This window comes from Serratia sp. 4542, assembly GCF_016805595.1.
Taxonomy (GTDB): Bacteria; Pseudomonadota; Gammaproteobacteria; order Enterobacterales; family Enterobacteriaceae; genus Serratia; species Serratia nevei.
On sequence record NZ_RXKV01000010.1, the window covers coordinates 375,280 to 395,959 of the forward strand.

At 58.9% G+C, this 20,680-nt stretch carries 17 protein-coding genes and 1 pseudogene; 12 read left to right on the forward strand and 6 right to left on the reverse strand.

The features are described 5' to 3' along the window. The first annotated feature begins 109 nt into the window (after positions 1-109). Genes tcyJ through tcyN form a run of 3 tightly spaced genes read left to right on the forward strand, consistent with a single transcriptional unit; the run spans position 110 to position 2,328 of the window. The gene (gene tcyJ / locus EKL15_RS14025) at positions 110-910 is read left to right on the forward strand and encodes a cystine ABC transporter substrate-binding protein (protein ID WP_100395643.1); all 801 of its coding nucleotides are present in this window, start codon (positions 110-112) and stop codon (positions 908-910) included. Continuing rightward, positions 910-1,572, forward strand: coding sequence for a cystine ABC transporter permease (gene tcyL, locus EKL15_RS14030; protein ID WP_025303237.1), 663 nt, complete (start codon positions 910-912; stop codon positions 1,570-1,572). Before tcyJ ends, tcyL begins: the two co-directional genes overlap by 1 nt. A gap of 3 nt (positions 1,573-1,575) precedes the next feature. After that, complete coding sequence (gene tcyN / locus EKL15_RS14035) at positions 1,576-2,328, forward strand: L-cystine ABC transporter ATP-binding protein TcyN (RefSeq protein ID WP_060424097.1); 753 nt, start codon at positions 1,576-1,578, stop codon at positions 2,326-2,328. 29 nt (positions 2,329-2,357) lie between these two features. Here the strand turns inward: tcyN and EKL15_RS24685 are convergent. Further along, positions 2,358-2,453, reverse strand: a pseudogene (locus EKL15_RS24685) (type II toxin-antitoxin system HicB family antitoxin); the annotation flags it as partial. A 211-nt stretch (positions 2,454-2,664) separates the two neighbouring features. After that, positions 2,665-6,636 carry a trifunctional transcriptional regulator/proline dehydrogenase/L-glutamate gamma-semialdehyde dehydrogenase gene (gene putA, locus EKL15_RS14040; protein WP_055312424.1) on the reverse strand — a complete coding sequence of 1,324 codons (3,972 nt, stop codon included), beginning with the start codon at positions 6,634-6,636 and terminating at the stop codon, positions 2,665-2,667. Positions 6,637-7,207: 571 nt separating this feature from the next. Here putA and putP point away from each other — a divergent pair. The 6 genes from putP to lpxO all read left to right on the forward strand — a co-directional run bounded on the left by putP (position 7,208) and on the right by lpxO (position 14,893). Next, positions 7,208-8,692 carry a sodium/proline symporter PutP gene (putP, locus tag EKL15_RS14045; RefSeq protein WP_203089814.1) on the forward strand — a complete coding sequence of 495 codons (1,485 nt, stop codon included), beginning with the start codon at positions 7,208-7,210 and terminating at the stop codon, positions 8,690-8,692. A gap of 244 nt (positions 8,693-8,936) precedes the next feature. Further along, positions 8,937-9,782, forward strand: a complete 846-nt coding sequence (gene efeU, locus EKL15_RS14050; RefSeq protein ID WP_060423658.1) for an iron uptake transporter permease EfeU — start codon at positions 8,937-8,939, stop codon at positions 9,780-9,782. Positions 9,783-9,802: 20 nt separating this feature from the next. Next, on the forward strand, positions 9,803-10,939 hold the full coding sequence (efeO, locus tag EKL15_RS14055) for an iron uptake system protein EfeO (RefSeq protein WP_100395644.1): 1,137 nt from the start codon (positions 9,803-9,805) through the stop codon (positions 10,937-10,939). A gap of 11 nt (positions 10,940-10,950) precedes the next feature. After that, positions 10,951-12,249 (forward strand): iron uptake transporter deferrochelatase/peroxidase subunit, encoded by a 1,299-nt coding sequence (gene efeB / locus EKL15_RS14060; protein ID WP_100395645.1) that lies wholly within the window; start codon positions 10,951-10,953, stop codon positions 12,247-12,249. 718 nt (positions 12,250-12,967) lie between these two features. Further along, positions 12,968-13,756, forward strand: coding sequence for a phosphate starvation-inducible protein PhoH (gene phoH, locus EKL15_RS14065; protein ID WP_015378226.1), 789 nt, complete (start codon positions 12,968-12,970; stop codon positions 13,754-13,756). Between the two features lie 234 nt (positions 13,757-13,990). Beyond that, on the forward strand, positions 13,991-14,893 hold the full coding sequence (lpxO, locus tag EKL15_RS14070) for a lipid A hydroxylase LpxO (RefSeq protein ID WP_025303230.1): 903 nt from the start codon (positions 13,991-13,993) through the stop codon (positions 14,891-14,893). 36 nt (positions 14,894-14,929) lie between these two features. Here lpxO and chaA read toward each other — a convergent pair whose 3' ends face one another. After that, positions 14,930-16,033, reverse strand: a complete 1,104-nt coding sequence (gene chaA, locus EKL15_RS14075) for a sodium-potassium/proton antiporter ChaA (protein ID WP_060424093.1) — start codon at positions 16,031-16,033, stop codon at positions 14,930-14,932. 294 nt (positions 16,034-16,327) lie between these two features. Next, positions 16,328-17,146, reverse strand: a complete 819-nt coding sequence (locus EKL15_RS14080) for a siderophore-interacting protein (protein WP_203089817.1) — start codon at positions 17,144-17,146, stop codon at positions 16,328-16,330. 130 nt (positions 17,147-17,276) lie between these two features. On the opposite strand from EKL15_RS14080, the gene chaB reads away from it, so the two are divergent. The 3 genes from chaB to cbl all read left to right on the forward strand — a co-directional run bounded on the left by chaB (position 17,277) and on the right by cbl (position 19,705). Further along, complete coding sequence (chaB, locus tag EKL15_RS14085; protein WP_049202016.1) at positions 17,277-17,504, forward strand: putative cation transport regulator ChaB; 228 nt, start codon at positions 17,277-17,279, stop codon at positions 17,502-17,504. Between the two features lie 249 nt (positions 17,505-17,753). Continuing rightward, entirely contained in the window at positions 17,754-18,449 is a 696-nt protein-coding gene (locus tag EKL15_RS14090; protein ID WP_049202018.1) for a gamma-glutamylcyclotransferase, read from the forward strand. A gap of 302 nt (positions 18,450-18,751) precedes the next feature. After that, positions 18,752-19,705, forward strand: a complete 954-nt coding sequence (gene cbl / locus EKL15_RS14095; protein WP_100395646.1) for an HTH-type transcriptional regulator Cbl — start codon at positions 18,752-18,754, stop codon at positions 19,703-19,705. 42 nt (positions 19,706-19,747) lie between these two features. Here the strand turns inward: cbl and EKL15_RS14100 are convergent, their stop codons facing one another. Continuing rightward, the gene (locus EKL15_RS14100) at positions 19,748-19,939 is read right to left on the reverse strand and encodes a hypothetical protein (protein WP_033634949.1); all 192 of its coding nucleotides are present in this window, start codon (positions 19,937-19,939) and stop codon (positions 19,748-19,750) included. Then, on the reverse strand, positions 19,929-20,576 hold the full coding sequence (locus tag EKL15_RS14105; RefSeq protein WP_100395647.1) for a hypothetical protein: 648 nt from the start codon (positions 20,574-20,576) through the stop codon (positions 19,929-19,931). Before EKL15_RS14105 ends, EKL15_RS14100 begins: the two co-directional genes overlap by 11 nt. Positions 20,577-20,680 lie beyond the last annotated feature (104 nt).

A 20,680-nucleotide genomic window follows, 5' to 3' on the forward strand; every position in this document is an offset into this window, starting at 1 on the left:
CTTGTTATTCCATTTTGAACTATATTTATAAAGTTATATTCCTTTATGCGGGCGGTCGCACTGTTAAAGTGCTGATATCAAAAAAGATAAATAACACACAGGGGTGTTTATGATGTTTGCAAAAGTTCGTCGTCAATGGCTGTTGGGCGTGGTGGGCGTCGCGTTGGCCGCCGGTTTGGCGACCCAAGCCTACGCTGCCGACAATCTGCTGCAGCAGGTGAAGCAGCGCGGCACGCTGATCGTCGGCCTGGAAGGCACCTATCCGCCGTTCAGCTTCCAGGGGGAAGACGGCAAGCTGACCGGTTTCGAAGTGGATTTCGCCAACGCGCTGGCGGAACATCTGGGCGTGAAGGCCAAGCTGAACCCGACCAAGTGGGACGGCATGCTGGCTTCGCTGGATTCGAAGCGCATCGACGTGGTCATCAACCAGGTGACGCTCTCCGATGAGCGCAAGAAGAAATATGACTTCTCCACCCCTTACACCGTTTCCGGTATTCAGGCGCTGGTGAAAAAAGGCAACGAAGGCACCATCACCAAGCCGGAAGACCTGAAGGGCAAGAAGGTCGGCGTTGGCCTGGGCACCAACTATGAGCAATGGCTGCGCGCGAATGTGCAGGGCGTGGACGTGCGTACCTACGACGACGACCCGACCAAGTATCAGGATCTGCGCGTTGGCCGCATCAACGCCATTCTGGTGGATCGCCTGGCGGCGCTGGATCTGGTGAAGAAAACCGGCGATACCTTGGCGGTAGCCGGCCCGGCGTTCTCTCGTCAGGAGTCCGGCGTGGCGCTGCGCAAGAACAACCCAGAGCTGCTGGCCGCGATTGACCAGGCGATCGCCGAGATGCAAAAAGACGGCACGATGGCGAAGATCTCCGAGAAATGGTTTGGCGCGGACGTAACTAAATAATGCACGAAAGTATTCAACTGGCGCTGGATTCAGCGCCATTTTTATTGAAGGGCGCAATACTGACGCTTCAGCTCAGCCTGGGCGGCATGGCGTTGGGGTTGCTGCTCGGTTTTCTGCTGGCGCTGATGCGCCTTTCGCCGCTGTGGCCGCTGTCGTGGTTGTCGCGTATCTACGTGTCGCTGTTCCGCGGTACGCCGTTGATCGCCCAGCTGTTTATGATCTATTACGGTCTGCCGCAGTTCGGCATCGAGTTCGATCCTTTCCCGGCGGCGCTGATTGGCCTGTCGCTCAATACCGCCGCCTACACCTCGGAAACGCTGCGTGCGGCGATTTCGTCGATCGACAAAGGGCAGTGGGAAGCCGCCGCCAGCATCGGCATGACCCGTTGGCAAACCCTGCGCCGAGTGATCCTGCCGCAGGCGGCGCGCACCGCCTTGCCGCCGCTGGGCAACAGCTTCATCGGCCTGGTGAAAGACACCTCGCTGGCCGCCACCATTCAGGTGCCGGAACTGTTCCGTCAGGCGCAGCTGATCACCTCGCGCACGCTGGAAGTGTTCACCATGTACCTGGCGGCATCGCTGATTTACTGGGTGATGGCGACCCTGCTTTCCGCGCTGCAAAACCGTCTGGAAGCCCACGTTAATCGCCAGGATCAGGAGTAGCGCATGAGTGCCATTGAAGTTAAGCAATTGACCAAGCAGTTCAAGGGTCAGACGGTACTGCATGGGATCGATCTGGCGGTGGACGCCGGCGAAGTGGTGGCGATCATCGGGCCGAGCGGCTCGGGGAAAACCACCTTATTGCGCTGCATTAACCTGCTGGAGGAGCCGGATTCCGGCACCATTCGCGTCGGCGATATCCTGATCGACGGCAGCAAGCCGCTGAGCAAACAGAAAAATCAGGTACGAGCGCTGCGCCAGCAGGTCGGTTTCGTGTTCCAGAACTTCAACCTGTTCCCGCACCGTTCGGTGTTGGAAAACATCATCGAAGGGCCGGTGGTCGTCAAGGGCGAGGCGAAGGCCAGCGCGGAACAGCGCGCTCGCGCGTTGCTGGCCAAGGTGGGACTAAGCGGCAAGGAGCAGGCTTATCCGCGGCGGCTGTCCGGTGGCCAACAGCAGCGGGTGGCTATTGCGCGCGCGCTGGCGATGCAGCCGGAGGTGATTCTGTTCGATGAGCCGACGTCGGCGCTCGATCCCGAGCTGGTGGGGGAAGTGCTCAATACCATGCGCTCACTGGCGGAAGAGAAACGCACCATGGTGATCGTCACCCATGAGATGAGTTTTGCCCGCGACGTGGCGGACCGGGTTATCTTTATGGACCACGGCCGCATCGTTGAACAGGGCCCGGCCAAAGCGCTGTTCGCCAACCCGCAGCACCAGCGTACCCAGCAATTCCTCGACAAATTCTTGAATCAATAAGACGGCGGGGGAGCTTCCCCCGTTCGCATTCACTCCTTTTTCAACAATGCGTTTCGCGCGGCGGCGGCGAGAAATCCGCTGCGGCTACCGTATCCCGGATGTTGCCGAACCCGAGAGTCAATGCGACGAGTAGCGTTCTGCCACGGTTTGCAAGCAGACTAATTCGTTCTGAGTTCACCCTGTTGTTATCGCCCATGAGGCGCCGCATCCTCATGCCAGGATAGCAAGACGCTAACGGCTGACCGGGCTGCGGGCAATAAAAAACCCTGCACACGTGCAGGGTTTGCGTAGCGGTGAGCCAATCAGGCGGCCATGCATGGCCGCCTTGACGATGCGTTAACCGATGGTCATCAGGCTGGCGTTACCGCCGGCGGCGGCGGTGTTGACGCTCAGCGAACGCTCGATCAGCAGGCGTTCCAACAGGATGTTGGTTTCACCGTGAGCGAAGCCCTGCACCGAGACGATGGCGCCGCCGCGCTGCGCGATCTGCTCGCACAGGGTGCGCAGCTGGTCGGCATCGCCGTGGTAGATGGCGGCGTCGAACTCGACCTTGTCCTGCTGCCAGTCTTTGCTGAAGGCGATGCGCGCCTGCACATCGTTCGGCAAGCGGCGGAACAGATTGCGCTGCAGTTCCGCTTCCGGCCACAGCGCGCTGCTGCCGACCGCCAGCACGGCGGCCAACTGGATCAGCGCGTCGGCTTCGTTATCCGCCAGGCACAGCACGCGTTCACGCGGCAGCAGGGCATAGGTATTGCGCTCGCCGGTCGGGCCCGGCAGCGGACGTACGGTGCCGCCCTGGCCCAGCTCCGCATAGCGCTGCGCCAATGCCGCCAGTTCGCCGTGTTGGCTGGTGACCGCCCATTTCTCCAGCGATTGCAGCGCGCCCAACAGCTGCGGCCGCGCGGTGGCTTCCATCGGGCGCTCGTCGTCCTGACGGTGCAGCGTACGCTGCAGCGCGTCGTCCGGACGGTTAGCCAGCAGACGGTACAGGTACAGCGGGCCGCCGGCTTTCGGGCCGGTGCCCGACAGGCCTTCGCCGCCGAACGGCTGCACGCCGACCACCGCGCCAACCATGTTACGGTTGACGTACAGGTTGCCGACCTTGGCGCGTTCGGTCACCCGGGCGATGGTTTCATCGATACGGGTGTGAATGCCCAGCGTCAGGCCATAACCGGCGGCGTTGATCTGATCGACCAGCGCGTCCAGATTGTTGCGCTGGAAGCGCACCACGTGCAGCACCGGGCCAAAGATCTCTTTTTGCAGCTCGTCGAAGCTGTCGAGTTCGATCAGCGTCGGTTTGATGAAGGTGCCGCGCGCCCACTCTTTCTCATCCTGCGCGCTGCCTTTGGCGGCCTGGTACACCTTGCGGCCTTTGGCGCGCATCGCCTGGATGTGGCGTTCGATGCCGGTTTTGGCTTCGGCGTCGATCACCGGGCCTACGTCGGTAGACAGGCGCTCCGGGTTACCCATGCGGCATTCGGCCATCGCGCCGCGCAGCATTTGCAGCGTGTGCTCGGCCACGTCTTCCTGAATGCACAGGATACGCAGCGCGGAGCAGCGCTGGCCGGCGCTGTCGAAGGCGGAGGCCACCACGTCGGTGACGACTTGTTCGGTCAGGGCCGAAGAGTCGACGATCATGGCGTTCAGGCCGCCGGTTTCGGCGATCAGCGGCGTCGGACGGCCTTGCGGATCCAGGCGACCGGCGATGCTGCGCTGCAGAATGCCGGCGACGTCGGTGGAACCGGTAAACATCACGCCGCGGACGCGGGCATCGTTGACCAGCGTTGAGCCGACGGTTTCACCCTGGCCCGGCAGCAGCTGCAGCACGCCTTGCGGAATGCCGGCTTCCAGCAGGATGCGCACCGCCTGCGCGGCGACCAGCGGCGTTTGCTCGGCCGGTTTGGCCAGCACGCTGTTGCCCGCCGCCAGCGCCGCGGCGATTTGGCCGGTGAAGATCGCCAGCGGGAAGTTCCACGGGCTGATGCAGACCACTGGGCCCAGCGGACGGTGGCTGTCGTTGGCGAAATCGTCGCGCACCTGGCCGGCGTAGTAGTGCAGGAAGTCCACCGCTTCGCGCACTTCGGCGATGGCGTTGTTGAAGGTTTTACCCGCTTCACGCACCAGAATGCCCAGCAGGCTTTGCAGCTGGCTCTCCATCAGCTCGGCGGCGCGTTCGAGGATCGCGGCGCGCTCCGTCGGCGGCGTAGCGAACCAGATTGGGCCGGCGGCCGCGGCGGCGTCGAGCGCACGGCTGACTTCGCCTTCGGTGGCTTCACGCACATAGCCGACCACATCGCCCGGCTCGGCCGGGTTAATCACCGGTTGCTCCACGCCCTGATCCAATTCGGCGTCGATGATCGGTTCCGCGCGCCACGGATGGCTGGCGCTGGTGAGCAGGGCGCTGGAGAGCGAGGCCAGACGCTGTTCGTTGGACAGATCCAGACCGCTGGAGTTAGTGCGTTTCTCGCCGTACAGCTCGCGCGGCAGCGGAATGCGCGGATGCGGCAGGCCAATCTGGCCTTCGCTGGCTGCCAGCGCTTCCACGGCGCTGACCGGATCGGCCACCAGCTCGTCGAGCGGCAGGGTGGCATCGGCGATGCGGTTGACGAACGAGGTATTGGCGCCGTTTTCCAGCAGGCGGCGCACCAGGTATGCCAGCAGCGTTTCATGGGTGCCGACCGGCGCATAGATGCGGCAAGGGCGGTTCAGTTTGCCGTCGGCCACTTTACCCACCACCTGCTCGTACAGCGGCTCACCCATGCCGTGCAGGCACTGGAACTCATACTGGCCAGGGTAGTAGTTGTTGCCGGCCAGATGATAGATGGCGCTCAGGGTATGGGCGTTGTGGGTCGCGAACTGCGGATAAATCAGGTTCGGCACCGACAGCAGCTTGCGGGCGCAGGCCAGGTAGGAAACGTCGGTATAGACCTTGCGAGTGTAGACCGGGTAGCCTTCCAGGCCGTCCATCTGGGCGCGTTTGATTTCGCTGTCCCAGTAGGCGCCCTTCACCAGACGGATCATCAGGCGACGGCGGCTGCGTTGCGCCATGTCGATCACCGCGTCGATGGCGAACGGACAGCGTTTTTGGTAGGCCTGGATCACGAAGCCGATGCCATTCCAGCCGGCCAGCTGCGGTTCGAAGCACAGCTTCTCCAGCAGATCGAGCGAGATCTCCAGGCGGTCGGCCTCTTCGGCATCGATGTTGATGCCGATATCGTACTGGCGTGCCTGCAGGGTCAGCGACAGCAGGCGCGGGTAGAGCTCTTCCATGACGCGTTCGTACTGCGCGCGGCTGTAGCGCGGGTGCAGGGCGGACAGCTTGATGGAGATGCCGGGGCCTTCATAGATGCCGCGGCCGTTGGAGGCTTTGCCGATGGCGTGGATCGCCTGCTGGTAGGAAACCAGGTAGGCCTGCGCGTCGGCTTCGGTCAGGGCGGCTTCGCCCAGCATGTCGTAGGAGTAGCGGAAGCCTTTTTCCTCGAGCTTGCGCGCGTTGGCCAGCGCTTCGGCGATGGTTTCGCCGGTCACGAACTGTTCGCCCATCAGGCGCATCGCCATGTCCACGCCTTTGCGGATCAGCGGTTCGCCGCTCTTGCCGATAATGCGGTTCAGCGAACGGGACAGATTGGCTTCGTTATGCGTGGACACCAGCTTGCCGGTGAACAGCAGGCCCCAGGTCGCGGCGTTGACGAACAGCGACGGGCTGCGCCCGAGGTGCGAGTGCCAGTTGCCGTTGCTGATCTTGTCGCGGATCAGGGCATCGCGGGTCGGTTTGTCCGGAATGCGCAGCAGCGCTTCCGCCAGGCACATCAGCGCCACGCCTTCCTGCGAAGAGAGGGAGAACTCTTGCAGCAGGCCTTGCACCATGCCGGCGCGGCCGTTTGCACTTTTTTGGTTACGCAACTTCTCGGCGATACCATAGGCCATTTTGTGAGTGGCCTGTGCAAGATCGGCGGGTAATCGCGCCTGTTCGAGCAACATCGGCACCGCTTCGGTCTCCGGGCGACGATAGGCGGCGGTGATGGCGGCGCGGGTAACCGACTGCGGCAGAATTTGTTCGGCAAAATCGAGGAATGGCTGGTGTGACTCTTCCTGCGCTTGCGGCATAATGTCGTCCGCTTCAGGCTGGCCCGCAGCGGCCAGCGCTGGAATTTCAGGAATATCGGAACCGCTCTCGAGACGCTCGAGGTAATTAAAGATGGCCTGCTTGATGAGCCAGTGCGGCGTGCGATCGATGCGCTGTGCGGCGCTCTTGATCCGGTCGCGTGTTGCCTCGTCGAGTTTCACGCCCATTGTGGTAGTGCCCATGCCAATCCAACTCCTGTGTTTAGAACCTATCCCATCAGGCTAGACAAACAGCAGGCCGGAAAGCCTGTTGGGATAGGTTCGTGAGATGTGTGGTGTCAAGAATGCAGACAATATCCTGCATGTTGCAACTTTGTGCAACCTTGTTAAATCAGGCTGATGAGCGAAGTGTGAGTTTCATCGATTTTTTAACATGGCCAGTTGGCACGAATGTTGCGTTATTGAGCGAATGCGGCGGGGTTTATGCTGCCGCAGACGCTTTACCTTGCGGTATATAAGGGTAATAACCAGGTGCAACTCATTTTGCTTGTCGTGAGTGCAACCTTTGAGCCCGGTAAATGTGACGCAGGGTAAACTTTGTGTAACTTTGTTGTTAAATATCTTGTTGGTTGATGAAAGGCTCATCTAGGATAACCGACGGTCAACAATTACGGGCAGAAACTATTTTACCTGCACTTGCTCGCAGGCTGCGCCACGTTCCGGTGCGGCGGCCAGTGAAATGCATTGCGCGTGGGTTTACCGGCGCCGGCTTGGCCGGAGCGAAACGCGAATAATAATGAAAGTGGAGAATTAAATGACAATGAGCACACCTATGCTGGTGACCTTCCTGGTGTACATTTTCGGGATGGTGCTGATCGGCCTGCTTGCCTACCGGGCAACCAACAACTTTGATGACTATATTCTCGGCGGCCGCAGTTTGGGCAGCGTGGTGACCGCGCTGTCCGCCGGCGCTTCCGACATGAGCGGCTGGTTGCTGATGGGCCTGCCGGGCGCCATCTTCCTCTCCGGCATCTCCGAAAGCTGGATCGCCATCGGCCTGACCATCGGCGCTTACCTGAACTGGAAGCTGGTGGCAGGAAGGCTGCGCGTACATACCGAAGCCAACAACAACGCCCTGACGCTGCCGGATTATTTCACCAGCCGCTTTGAAGACAACAGCAAGCTGCTGCGCGTGATCTCGGCCATCGTCATCCTGGTGTTCTTCACCATTTACTGCGCCTCCGGCATCGTAGCCGGCGCGCGCCTGTTCGAAAGCACCTTCGGCATGAGCTACGAAACCGCCCTGTGGGCCGGCGCCGCGGCGACCATCCTCTATACCTTTATCGGCGGTTTCCTGGCGGTAAGCTGGACCGACACCGTGCAGGCCAGCCTGATGATTTTCGCGCTGATCCTGACGCCGGTGATCGTGATCTTCGCCGTCGGCGGCATCGATACCTCGATGCTGGTGATCCAGGCGCAGAACCCGGCCAACCTCGACATGCTGAAAGGGCTGAACTTCGTCGCCATCCTGTCGCTGCTGGGGTGGGGCCTGGGCTACTTCGGCCAGCCGCACATCCTGGCGCGTTTCATGGCGGCGGATTCTCACCGCACCATCCGCAGCGCGCGTCGCATCAGCATGACCTGGATGATCCTGTGCCTGGCCGGCACCATCGCCGTCGGTTTCTTCGGTATTGCTTACTTCGCCAACAACCCGGATCAAGCCGGTAACGTGTCGCAGAACGGGGAACGCGTGTTCATCGAACTGGCGATGCTGCTGTTCAACCCATGGGTAGCAGGCGTGCTGCTGTCGGCGATTCTGGCGGCGGTCATGAGTACCCTGAGCTGCCAGCTGCTGGTGTGCTCCAGCGCGATCACCGAAGACCTGTACAAGGCGTTCCTGCGTAAAGGCGCCAGCCAGCGCGAGCTGGTGTGGGTCGGCCGCGTGATGGTGCTGGTGGTGGCGTTGATCGCCATCGCGCTGGCGGCCAACCCGGAGAACCGCGTGCTGGGCCTGGTGAGCTACGCCTGGGCCGGTTTCGGCGCCGCCTTCGGTCCGGTGGTGCTGATTTCGGTGATGTGGTCGCGCATGACCCGCAACGGCGCGCTGGCCGGTATGCTGGTCGGTGCGGTGACGGTGATCGTCTGGAAACAGTACGAATGGCTGGGGCTGTATGAAATCATCCCGGGCTTCATCCTGGGTTGCCTTGCCATCGTGGTGGTGAGCCTGATGGGCCGCCAGCCTTCCACCACCGTGACCGAGCGTTTCGATCAGGCGGAAGCCGAGTACAAAACGGTGTAACGCCGTTCGATGTCAGTCGGTAAGGGGCGCGCAGAGCGCCCCTTTTTTTGCCTGCCGATCGCCGTCATCCGGCTGTAACACCTGGCGACATTTGATTAGAAAAAATCACCGTCATGCCTCTTGTATTTATTCTTGGCAGAATGATAATCACTCTCGTTGGTTTTTACGTTTCTTTACATAGTCGCCGCGGCTCATTTCGCAAGCACCGTCTCTGCCGCCGCGGTCTTTTCAGGGGTGATTATTTATGTTCGTTCCCTTTCTTATCATGTTCCGTGAGGGGCTGGAGGCCGCGCTGATCGTCAGCCTGATCGCCAGCTACCTGAAGCGCACGCAGCGCAGCCAATGGCTGGGCGCGGTGTGGATCGGCGTGATTGTCGCTGCGGCGCTGTGTCTGGCGCTCGGTATCTTCATCAATGAAACCACCGGCGAGTTCCCACAGAAACAGCAGGAGCTGTTCGAGGGCATCGTGGCGGTGGTGGCGGTGGTGATCCTCACCTATATGGTGTTCTGGATGCGTAAGGTGTCCAAGTCGGTCAAGGTGCATCTGGAAGGGGCGATCGATCAGGCGCTCAGCGCCGGTAAAGGGCAGGGGTGGGCGCTGGTGGCGATGGTGTTCTTCGCCGTGGCGCGCGAAGGGCTGGAGTCGGTGTTCTTCCTGTTGGCGGCGTTCCAGCAAGACGTGGGCGCCGCGGCGCCGATCGGCGCGGTGCTCGGCCTGGTGGCCGCCATCGTGCTGGGCATGATGATTTATTGGGGCGGGGTGAAGCTGCACCTGGCCAAATTCTTCAAATGGACCAGCCTGTTCATTCTGTTCGTCGCCGCCGGCCTGGCCGCCGGGGCGATCCGCGCCTTCCACGAAGCCGGTCTATGGAATCACTTCCAGGACATCGCCTTCGATTTCAGCAGCACCCTGTCGACCCATTCGCTGTTCGGCACCCTGCTGGAAGGCATTCTCGGTTATCAGGAAGCGCCGACGGTCAGCGAAGTGGCGGTCTACTTCCTGTATCTGATCCCGGCGCTGATTTTCTTTTTCCTGCCGCAGCGCGCGGAGCCGGCAGCGGCCCCGGCGCAACGTAAAATCAATCATTAATGTTTAATAGGGAATCTCGTATGTCTACTCCGTTATTTCGCCGCAAGGCGTTGCACGCAGCATTACTGGCTATCCCGGCGTTTGCGCTGAGCATCGACGCCTTGGCGGCGGACGTGCCGCAGGTCAAGGTTACGGTTAACGACAAGCAGTGCGAACCGATGCAGCTGACGGTCCCGGCCGGCAAGACGCAGTTTGTGGTGCACAACACCAGCCAGAAAAACGTCGAATGGGAAATCCTGAAAGGGGTGATGGTGGTGGAAGAGCGCGAGAACATCGCGCCGGGCTTTACCCAGAAAATGACCGCCACGCTGGAAGCGGGCGAATATGACATGACCTGCGGGCTGCTGAGCAATCCGAAAGGCAAATTGATCGTGACCGCAGCGGCCAACGGCACCACCGACGGCAAGCTGAACGCGCTGGACTTGGTTGGCCCGATCGCCGAATACAAAGTCTACGTCATCAAAGAAGTCGATGGGCTGGTGAAACAGACCAAGCTGTTCACCGACGCGGTGAAGGCCGGCAACGTGGAGCAAGCGCGCAAGCTGTACGCGCCGACCCGCCAGCATTATGAACGCATCGAGCCGATCGCCGAGCTGTTCTCCGATCTGGACGGCAGCATTGACGCCCGTGAGGACGACTACGAGAAGAAATCGGCGGATCCGAACTTCACCGGCTTCCACCGTCTGGAGAAGGCGCTGTTTGCCGACAACTCCACCAAAGACATGGGCAAATATGCCGATCGCCTGTACCACGACACCGTAGAGCTGCAAAAGCGCGTGAGTGAACTGACCTTCCCGCCGAGCAAGGTGGTGGGCGGCGCAGCCGGGCTGATCGAAGAAGTGGCGGCCAGCAAGATCAGCGGTGAAGAAGACCGTTACAGCCGCACCGACCTGTGGGATTTCCAGGCCAACGTCGACGGCGCGCAGAAGATCGTCAACCTGCTGCGCCCGCTGTTGGTCAAGGCCAACAAGCCGCTGCTGGACAAGATCGACGCCAACTTCAAAACCGTCGACACCATTTTGGCGAAGTACCAAACCAAAGAGGGGTATGAGTCCTATGAGAAGCTGACCGATGCCGACCGCAATGCGTTGAAAGGGCCGATCACCACGCTGGCGGAAGACCTTTCCCAACTGCGCGGCGTATTGGGTCTGGACTGAGGCATAAGGTTATGAGCAACAAGGCAGGCCCGAATAACGGGCCTCACCCGCACTCTCAGGAGGCGGCATCCCCTTCACGCCGCCGTTTGCTGCAGGGGCTGGGGCTGAGCGCGCTGGCGCTGGGCGGCAGCCGCCTGGTGCAGGCGGCGGACAAAGCGGCGGAGCCGTTGGCGGCGCCGCAGGATGAGCGCTGGCAGAAACAGCCGTTTTATGGCCGCCATCAGGCCGGGGTGCTGACCCCGCAACAGGCGGCGATGATGCTGGTGGCGTTCGACGTGCTGGCGACCAGCAAAGCGGATCTGGAGCGCCTGTTCCGGCTGTTGACCGACCGCATCGCGTTCCTGACCCACGGCGGCAAGGCGCCGGAGGTGGACGCCAAATTGCCGCCGCTCGATTCGGGGATCATGGGGCCGGAGATTTACCCGGACAACCTGACCATCACCGTCTCGATCGGCGCATCGCTGTTCGACGAACGCTTTGGCCTGCAGGCGCAAAAGCCGCTGCGGTTGCAGAAAATGACCCGCTTCCCCAACGATGCGCTGGACGCCGGGCTTTGCCACGGCGATCTGCTGCTGCAGATCTGCGCCAACACCAATGAAACGGTGATCCACGCACTGCGCGACATCATCAAGCATTCGCCGGATCTGCTCAGCGTGCGCTGGAAGCGCGAAGGGTTTATCTCCGCGCATGCGGCGCGCAGCAAAGGCAAAGAGACGCCGATCAACCTGCTGGGCTTCAAAGACGGCACCGCCAACCCGAAAACCGACGACAAACCGCTGATGGATAAGGTGGTGTGGGTCGGCGACAACGTCGGCGAGCCGGCGTGGACGGCGGGCGGCAGCTACCAGGCGGCGCGTATTATTCGCTTCCGCGTGGAGTTTTGGGATCGCACGCCGCTGCAGGAGCAGGAAACCATTTTCGGCCGCGAAAAGCACAGCGGCGCGCCGCTCGGCATGAAGCATGAACATGACGAGCCGAACTACGCGAACGATCCCGACGGCAAGGTGATCCCGATGGACGCGCACATCCGGTTGGCTAACCCCCGCACGCCGGAAAGCCAAAGCAATTTGATGTTGCGGCGTGGCTACAGCTATTCCCTTGGCGTTTCCAATGCCGGGCAGCTGGAAATGGGGCTGCTGTTCGTCTGCTATCAGGCCGATCTGGAAAAAGGATTCCTGACGGTGCAAAAAAGGCTCAACGGCGAAGCGCTGGAAGAATACATCAAGCCGATCGGCGGCGGATACTTCTTCGTATTGCCGGGTGTGAAAGAGGGCGGCGACTATTTGGCCAGCGGCCTGCTCAAGGCCTGAGCACGCAATGACGAGGCGGGATCTTCCGCCTCGTTTTACGTTGGCTTGCCTATTGTGCGGGACATTAAGCGACGGAGTTCAATTCAATCCGTCGCCTGCGGATTAAAAAATCTGAAGGGCCCGCCGACTTTGGGGTGTGCAAATTTTAATCGAGAAACTAAAGTGTCATTCGCGGCTTTTAATTATAATTAATTGATATTAATAGGATAAAAATTTTTCTGGAATGACGCGCCGAGCGTGATATAGTGTTTTTGCGCTAACTGAAAACAAAAGATATAAAATTTTTTTACATTTTAGTAACGCGGCAGGATTGAATGTCATTATACTGTAATCATCTGGCGGTAGTTTTCACACGGTGCACAGCTTGAAGCTGTAAATATCACTGCGGGGATCGCTAATGTTAAAGTCCTTGGTTGGGCTGGAAAGAAAAAATAACACATCTCCCCTGATTTCTCGTTGTAACGAGGGTTCTCTCTCCGACTCTCTTTTACCGGCAACCCCGCACTCTTATCGCTATCGAACCTCATCACTTTTTACTCCACGTTTTTTAATGCAGTCCGCGTTGTCCCGTGAAGACACGGCGCTTAAGCGTTGCCGTCGATTCACCTTGTCCCTTGGCTCTTATTGGCTCGGAGGAGGCCAAAACCTAATACGTGTGTGAAACATAATCGCGCGGCCTGGCCGTTGCGGTAGGTGAAACAAACTGTAAGGTGCCACTATGGGTAGACAGAAAGCAGTGATCAAAGCACGTCGTGAAGCGAAACGCGTTATTCGTCGTGACGCTCGTAGTCATCGCCAGCTGGAAGAAGAGTCTGTGACCTCGCTGGTGCAAATGGGGGGAGTCGAGTCTATCGGCATGGCGCGAGACAAGCGCGATAGCTCACCCATCGAGGCTAGAACCGAAGCTCAGGGTCATTACTTATCAGCCATAGAGAATAAGCAGCTGATCTTCGCCACCGGCGAAGCCGGCTGTGGCAAAACATTCATCAGCGCCGCCAAGGCGGCGGAGGCGCTGATCCATAAAGAGGTGGATCGGATTATCGTTACCCGTCCTGTTTTACAGGCGGATGAAGACCTTGGCTTCTTGCCGGGTGATATCTCCGAGAAATTCGCGCCTTATTTCCGCCCGGTGTATGACATTCTGGTGCGCCGTTTAGGCTCTTCCTTTATGCAGTACTGCCTGCGCCCGGAAATCGGCAAGGTAGAGATTGCGCCGTTCGCTTATATGCGTGGACGCACCTTCGAAAATGCGGTCGTTATCCTGGATGAAGCCCAGAACGTGACCGCCAGCCAGATGAAAATGTTCCTGACCCGCCTGGGCGAAAACGTGACGGTTATCGTCAACGGCGACGTGACCCAGTGCGACTTGCCGCGCGGCGTGAAATCCGGCCTCAGCGACGCGCTGGAGCGTTTCGAAGAGGACGAGATGATCGGCGTTATCCGCTTTGAGAAACAGGACTGCGTGCGCTCTGCTTTGTGCCAGCGCACGCTCAACGCTTACAGTTAACCTATCCGCTAATGGAAAGGCCGCTTCGGCGGCCTTTTTTATCTCCGCAATTTCCCCTCTCGTTTAACCTTTGTGTAAATTATTGTGGTTTTTTGTATAGATTTTCGTTGAGTTAGCGTTAATGATTAATGGGTTCCAGATTGGCGCGCAACTTGCGTGCGCCGCCAAAAGGACACTATCTGGGGTGTGCGCCGCGCGGCGCATTGAGCGTGAGTTCCTTGATGCGATTCAAACATGAAATATATCATTCTGATTTTGCTTATTTTATGCGTCGTCTATGTGCATTACCGCGGGCGGGTTCGCTACAACGTGTGGCGACAGCTGTCTGACCATTCCACCTTTACCGCACCGCTGAACGTCTTTATGTACCTGTTTTCCCGCGTGCCGACCACGCCGTACCTGAAGCCGGAGCAGTTCCCTGAGCTGGCGGTACTGCGGGAGAATTGGGAAACCATCCGCGACGAAGGACAGAAGCTGATGGAGATCCAGCAGATCAAAGCGTCCGATCAGTTCAACGACGCCGGGTTCAACTCGTTCTTCAAGACCGGCTGGAAACGCTTTTATCTGAAATGGTATGAGGACAGCCATCCTTCCGCCATGACCCTGTGCCCGCAGACCACGGAACTGCTGCGCAGCCTGCCTTCGGTCAAGGCGGCGATGTTCGCCGAACTGCCGGACGGCAGCCGTTTGCCGCGCCACCGCGATCCTTACGCCGGTTCGCTGCGTTATCACCTGGGGCTGATTACCCCCAACGATGACCGCTGCTTCATCGAGGTGGACGGCGAGCGCTACAGCTGGCGCGACGGTGAAGGCGTGATGTTCGATGAAACTTACCTGCACTACGCGGAAAATCAGAGCGGGCAGAATCGTCTGATCCTGTTCTGCGACATCGAACGGCCGATGCGCTACCGCTGGGCGCAGGCGGTGAACCACTGGCTGGGGCGCAATCTGATGAGCGCCGCCACCGCGCCGAACGAAGAGGGCGATCGCACCGGCGGCGTCAACAAGATGTTCAAATACATCTATGCGATACGCCGGGTGGGGAAACGCCTGAAGGCCTGGAACCGCACCGGTTATTACATCATCAAGTGGATTTTGTTCGGGGGGATCGCCGCGGCGATATTCTTCTCGGTATAACGAAGACAGGGGCGCACGGTGTGCGCCCCTTTTTGATCAGGCGAAGATAGTCATCATGTAGGCGGCGAACAGCGCCAGGTGGGCGGTACCGTTCAGCACGTTGGTGCGGCCGGTCGAGAACGACAACTGGCACAGCAGCAACACCGTCAACATCACCACGATATGCGGCGTTTGCAGCCCGAAGATCAGCGTCTGCCCGGTTAGGGTGGCGATGATGGTGACCGCCGGTACCGTCAGGGAGATGGTCGCCAACACCGAACCGAAGAACAGGTTCATGGCGCGTTGCACCTGATTGTTCAACACGGCGCGCAGCGCGCCCAACCCTTCAGGCGACAGGATCAGCAGCGCCACCAGGAAACCGGTGAACTGCGCCGGCGCATTCATCTTGGTCAGCAGGCCTTCCAGCGGATTGGCGTTGAACTTGGTGACGGCGATAACCGCGATCAGGTGCACGACGAGCCAGGCGGCATGCCAGGCGCTGCTGTGCGAAGAGGGCTTGCCGTGATGCGGGTCGCCATCGTCGTCTTCATGCTCATACACGAACAGGCTCTGGTGGGTTTTGGTCTGGATCACCAGGAACACGCCATACATGGCGGCGGAGATCAGCGCCACCAACAGCGCCTGCCCGGTGCTGAAGTTACCGCCCGGCAGCGCGCTCGGGAACACCAGCACGATCACCGCCAGCGGGAAAATTGCCATCAGATACTGTTTGATGCCGCCCAGGTTGACGTACTGGGTGGCGAACTTGCGCCCGCCGAGCAGCAGCGCGAAACCGACCAGGCCGGCGGAAACGATCATGATGATGGAATACAGCGTGTCGCGCATCAGCGCCGGCGCGGCGTCGCCGGTGGCCATCAGCGCCGAGATCAGGCTGACCTCGAGGATTACCACCGACAGGCTGAGGATCAGCGAGCCGTAGGGTTCCCCCAAACGGTGGGCGAGCACGTCGGCGTGGCGCACCACGCTGAAGGCGCTGCTGAGGATCCCCACCAGCGCGAGAATATTGATGCCGACGATCAGCGGAAAGTAAGTGGTGCTGCTCCACAGATTCAACACCACCAGCGCGGCGATGGGGAAGATCAGCGAGTATTCGGTGTGGCGAGATTTGGTGGATCGGCCAGGATCGTGTTGCGACTTCATGAGGGTGGCACTCCTTCTCAAACAGCGTAGCCCGTCAGCGCCGGTCGCCGTGATGCGGCAACTCTGCGTTTCCAGTAGGTATTTTATATTAGGATACACCCACGGCGCCGGTGTGATGTTGTTTTTATCTGAGAAAGCAATTGCTTGCTTTATGTGATCAGGGTAACAAAAAAACCGCACGGGGTGCGGTTTTATTTACTTACTTTTACGCAATAACGCCAATTTTTAACGTTAGATATGAGAAAAGTCGTGTTTACTTATTTAGCATGCGGTTAATAAAGGAAAATACAGCCATTAGTCGTCAATATTATCCATGATTTCATGCCGTTTATTGTGGTAACCCTCTTCATTTAGCCCCTCACGCCAGTAAGGTACGGCATAAAGACGATTACGATCGCATTGACGTTCACGGCGCAGGTAACGGCGCAGTTCTACCACCAGGCGATCTTCACCGGCGAGCCAGAAGTGCGTTTCGCCCTGCGGCAGGGATTGTGCGCGGAAACGGGCGATCAGGTCGTTGGTATTCTCCGTGCCGCCAACGATCCAATTCACCTCAACGCCGGCCGGTTTTCTCAGATCAATCACGTCGGCGGTGCTGTCGACGCGGACGAAAGCGCGCCCGGCGCTGTGCGGCGGCAGATTCTCCAGCAGCGCGGCCAGCGCAGGCAGTGAGGAGGGATCGCCCGCCAGGCAGTAGAAATCGGCCGCCGGCAACATCGGTTTGGGGCCACCCGGGTTGCTGATGCCGATTTTATCGCCGGCCTTCGCCTGGCGCGCAAAGTCGACCGCCGGGCCCTGGTGATCGTGGATCGCGAACTCGATGTCCACCTCCGCCTGTTCCGGGCGCACGGCGCGAATGGAATAGGTACGCACGATCGGGCGCACGGCGTCCGCCGCCCAGCGGGGGCCGTTTTCGGTCAGCGTCGGCAGATCCGGCTGGGTTTGGCCGGCGAGCGGCAAAAAGACCTTGATGTGCGCAGCGGCGGCGTTGGCCGGGTAGTAGCGCAGAACGGGTGCGGTAAAGGTGATGCGGCGCAGGTGCGGCGTAATGTCCTGTACGGCGCTGACGGCGATCAGGTAGGGGGCGCGTGAGCGAGGGGCTTCGGTAGTCACGGGGATCTCCTTATAGTTCGTTTGGCGGTGAGTATATCATGCCGTTTGATAATGAGAATTGTTTGCTCATTGAGGCGCAACGGCGTGTGAGCTAGGCTTAAGGTTCACGGAATACGCACGGGAGGACGTGATGCCATACCAAGACACGAACGACTTGCCGGACAATGTGAAGCATGTGCTGCCGGCCCATGCTCAGGCGATCTATAAAGAAGCGTTCAACAGCGCCTGGCAACAATACCGGGATCCTGAAGACCGACGCGGTGACGACAGCCGGGAGGAGACGGCGCACAAGGTGGCCTGGGCGGCGGTCAAGCAAAGCTATCGCAAGGGCGACGATGAGCGTTGGCACAAAAAGTAACGCTTTATGGCCTGATAAAATCGCGCAGACGTTATGCTAACCCGGCAATTAATATTATTGCTGCTCAGTACAAATACTTTTCCACGTTAACACCGCTTTGCAACTTGATTGCGCGGCGGGAAAAGAATATGTTCATTATTAATCGGCGCGGTTATTGAATTAATAAAATTCCGCACCTAAAAATAAAATTGCAAAGGTTCAGTAGTGGCGAGGGAGGACGAGAAATCGTATTCCCGGGAGGTTGTAACAGTGTTAACGCGAGATTTTCTGCAAAAAGCGGATTGCAAAACCGCATTCGGCGCTATTGAGGAGTCGCTGTTGCTGACGCCTGAACAGCGCGCAGCCTCGTTGGATTGCACGTTATCGCGCCGGCCGGATCACAGCCCGGTTTGGGTATTCGGTTACGGTTCGCTGATGTGGAACCCGGTTTTTGAATCGGAAGAAGTGCGGCCTGCCATGCTGCAGGGCTGGCACCGGGCGTTCTGCATGCGCTTGACCGCCGGGCGCGGCACGCTGCATCAGCCGGGGCGCATGCTGGCGCTGAAAGAGGGCGGCCAGACCACCGGATTGGCTTTCCGTCTGCCGGAAAGCAAGCTGCGCGAAGAGCTGGAGCTGCTGTGGAAGCGCGAAATGATCACCGATTGCTACGTGCCGACCTGGTGTGAGCTGCAGCTTGAGGGCGGTGAGGTTGTCACTGCGCTGGTGTTCGTGATGAACGCGCAGCACCCGCTGTTTGAAGCAGACACCAGCCACCAGGTGATCGCGCCATTGATCGCCAGCGCCAGCGGCCCGCTGGGCACCAACGCGCAATACCTGTTTGCGCTGGATAACGAGCTGAAGCACCACGGCATGCAGGATGATTGCATCGGCGATCTGGTGCGCTATGTACAGCAATGGTTGCAGCAGAACCGGCCCGGCGCTTTCGGGGCGGAGGCCACGGCCTGAGGCGTTGGCAGGGTGGCAAACAGTGAAGGGCTCAGCACGCTGAGCCCTTTTTCATATATCTAATACCTCTATTTAATAACTTTATTCTGCATGATTATCCAAGGCGCTTTCTTTGTGTGGTTATTTATCTCGTTATTTTTAAAGCCATTCATCATTTTCCCCCGTCGTCATCCCCCAAGAGTAACGATAAATAATTCACTTAGTATTAAATTGCATAACTAAAGGCTATTTCTTATTTGTTCAGCCCCGCAGGACTCCGTATCAATATGGAAAACGCTACCGCAAGAAACAGGGAGACGGGGATGAACTTTCAACAATTAAAAATTATTCGCGAATCGGCGCGCTGCAACTACAACCTGACCGAGGTCGCCAATACCTTATTTACTTCGCAGTCCGGCGTCAGCCGGCATATTCGCGAGCTGGAAGAAGAGCTGGGCATTGAAATATTCATTCGTCGCGGCAAGCGGCTGCTGGGCATGACCGAACCCGGCAAAGAGCTGCTGGTGGTAGCGGAACGCATTCTCAACGACGCCAATAACATCCGTCGCCTGGCGGACGTCTTCAGTAGCAACGATTCGGGGCAGCTGCATATCGCGACGACGCATACCCAGGCGCGCTACAGCCTGCCGGGGGTCATCAAAGAGTTTCGCGCGTTTTACCCGCGGGTGCGGGTGGTGCTCAATCAGGGCAGCCCGGAGGAGATCGTCTCGATGCTGGCCGCCGGCGAAGCCGATATCGGCATCGCCAGCGAACGGCTGATGAGCGACGAATCGCTGGCGGCGTTCCCTTACTATCGCTGGCATCACACCATTCTGGTGCCGGAAGGGCACGAGTTGACGCGTCAGCCGCAGGTGACGCTGGAGATGCTCAGTACCTTGCCGCTGATCACTTACCGTCAGGGCATTACCGGGCGCGCGAAGCTGGATGCGGCGTTCAAAGCGGCGGGCCTGACGCCGGACATCGCGCTCAGTGCGCAGGATTCCGACGTGATTAAAACTTACGTCGAGCTGGGGTTGGGCGTGGGTGTGCTGGCGGACATGTCGTATGAAAAAGAGCGCGATCGCGGGTTGGTGAGCCTCAACGCCGAGCACCTGTTTGAACCCAATACGGTATGGCTGGGCCTGAAACGCAGTCAGCTGCAGCGCAACTATGCCTGGCGTTTTATCCAGCTGTGCAACCCGACGCTGTCGCTGACCGAAATCAAGGACAAGGTCTTCTCGTCGCAGCTGGATGCGGTGATTGACTACCAGATTTAGTCGGACAGCTGGGCCCCGCCGGATAGCCACAGGGAAGGGGGATTAGTCGTCGGTACGTTCGATCAGGTGACGTTTACTTTTTCTGAACGGGCCGATGGCTTCCCATTCCGGGAGTTCTTCAGGCGGACGCGGGTTGGCCATCTCCCAGCGATGGTGTTGGCGCAAAATTTCGATGGCGATGCGTTTTTGCTCTTGAATGGAGAGCGTAGGGTCGGTCAGATCCTTATTTTCCATTTTGGCTTCCTTTCTGCTCGTTATTTATACGCACCTTATCACATTTGGCCCCGTACTTTTCCAGCGATTGTATGTACTTTTTCAGTGCGTTGAAGCTGGTTTTACATGTCATGGTACCGGGTATTACTTCAAAGGCGGCCTGACGAGTATACAGCGCCAACACGCGGTGATTGATTGCGTGGCTGATAAGTATGTCCGGCGGAGGCACCGGCGTCAGCCTCTGCTCTTGCAGGTTCAGGCCATACAGATACAGCACCTGCAAGCAGTTGCGCAGCATATTGCCTTTCAGGGGATGTTGCGCTTCACGCAGGGAGAAATTCTCCAACGCGACAAGTTCGATAACGTTCTCTGCCTGGAGATAACGGCACAGGCAAAAGCCGGCGCGGCTCAGCGGGCTGGCCATTTGCCGATAGACGAAAGCGAAACTCATCGGCGTTTGGGCATGATATTTAAAAAGAGAGCGCCAATTTAACGTATGCCCGTTTTTTCTGCCTTTTTGCCAGCGCCGGTCTTGTACCGTCAGACGAGTCATAAACAGATCCGACTCAAGCAGGACGCTGTTCATGTCTGCCAGTGTTTGCTCTATCGCTCTCTCATGCCGGTGTGAGACGCCATTTTCTGGTGGATGGTTTTCCATTTTCCCGTCCCTTGGGTGACCGAGCTCACGTTAATCACCCAATGAAACAGGCTCAAACCCCGCGTTTCACCGCTGCGAACTGCGCCGCAAAGACAGTTATCCAT

Coding starts and splice junctions, on each gene's coding strand:
- efeU (WP_060423658.1), top strand. CDS start 8,937: ATGTTCGTTCCCTTTCTTATCATGTTCCGTGAGGGGCTGGAGGCCGCG.
- efeB (WP_100395645.1), top strand. CDS start 10,951: ATGAGCAACAAGGCAGGCCCGAATAACGGGCCTCACCCGCACTCTCAG.
- putP (WP_203089814.1), top strand. CDS start 7,208: ATGACAATGAGCACACCTATGCTGGTGACCTTCCTGGTGTACATTTTC.
- EKL15_RS14100 (WP_033634949.1), bottom strand. CDS start 19,939: ATGGAAAATAAGGATCTGACCGACCCTACGCTCTCCATTCAAGAGCAA.
- tcyL (WP_025303237.1), top strand. CDS start 910: ATGCACGAAAGTATTCAACTGGCGCTGGATTCAGCGCCATTTTTATTG.
- chaB (WP_049202016.1), top strand. CDS start 17,277: ATGCCATACCAAGACACGAACGACTTGCCGGACAATGTGAAGCATGTG.
- cbl (WP_100395646.1), top strand. CDS start 18,752: ATGAACTTTCAACAATTAAAAATTATTCGCGAATCGGCGCGCTGCAAC.
- phoH (WP_015378226.1), top strand. CDS start 12,968: ATGGGTAGACAGAAAGCAGTGATCAAAGCACGTCGTGAAGCGAAACGC.
- chaA (WP_060424093.1), bottom strand. CDS start 16,033: ATGAAGTCGCAACACGATCCTGGCCGATCCACCAAATCTCGCCACACC.
- tcyJ (WP_100395643.1), top strand. CDS start 110: ATGATGTTTGCAAAAGTTCGTCGTCAATGGCTGTTGGGCGTGGTGGGC.
- tcyN (WP_060424097.1), top strand. CDS start 1,576: ATGAGTGCCATTGAAGTTAAGCAATTGACCAAGCAGTTCAAGGGTCAG.
- putA (WP_055312424.1), bottom strand. CDS start 6,636: ATGGGCACTACCACAATGGGCGTGAAACTCGACGAGGCAACACGCGAC.
- efeO (WP_100395644.1), top strand. CDS start 9,803: ATGTCTACTCCGTTATTTCGCCGCAAGGCGTTGCACGCAGCATTACTG.
- EKL15_RS14105 (WP_100395647.1), bottom strand. CDS start 20,576: ATGGAAAACCATCCACCAGAAAATGGCGTCTCACACCGGCATGAGAGA.
- lpxO (WP_025303230.1), top strand. CDS start 13,991: ATGAAATATATCATTCTGATTTTGCTTATTTTATGCGTCGTCTATGTG.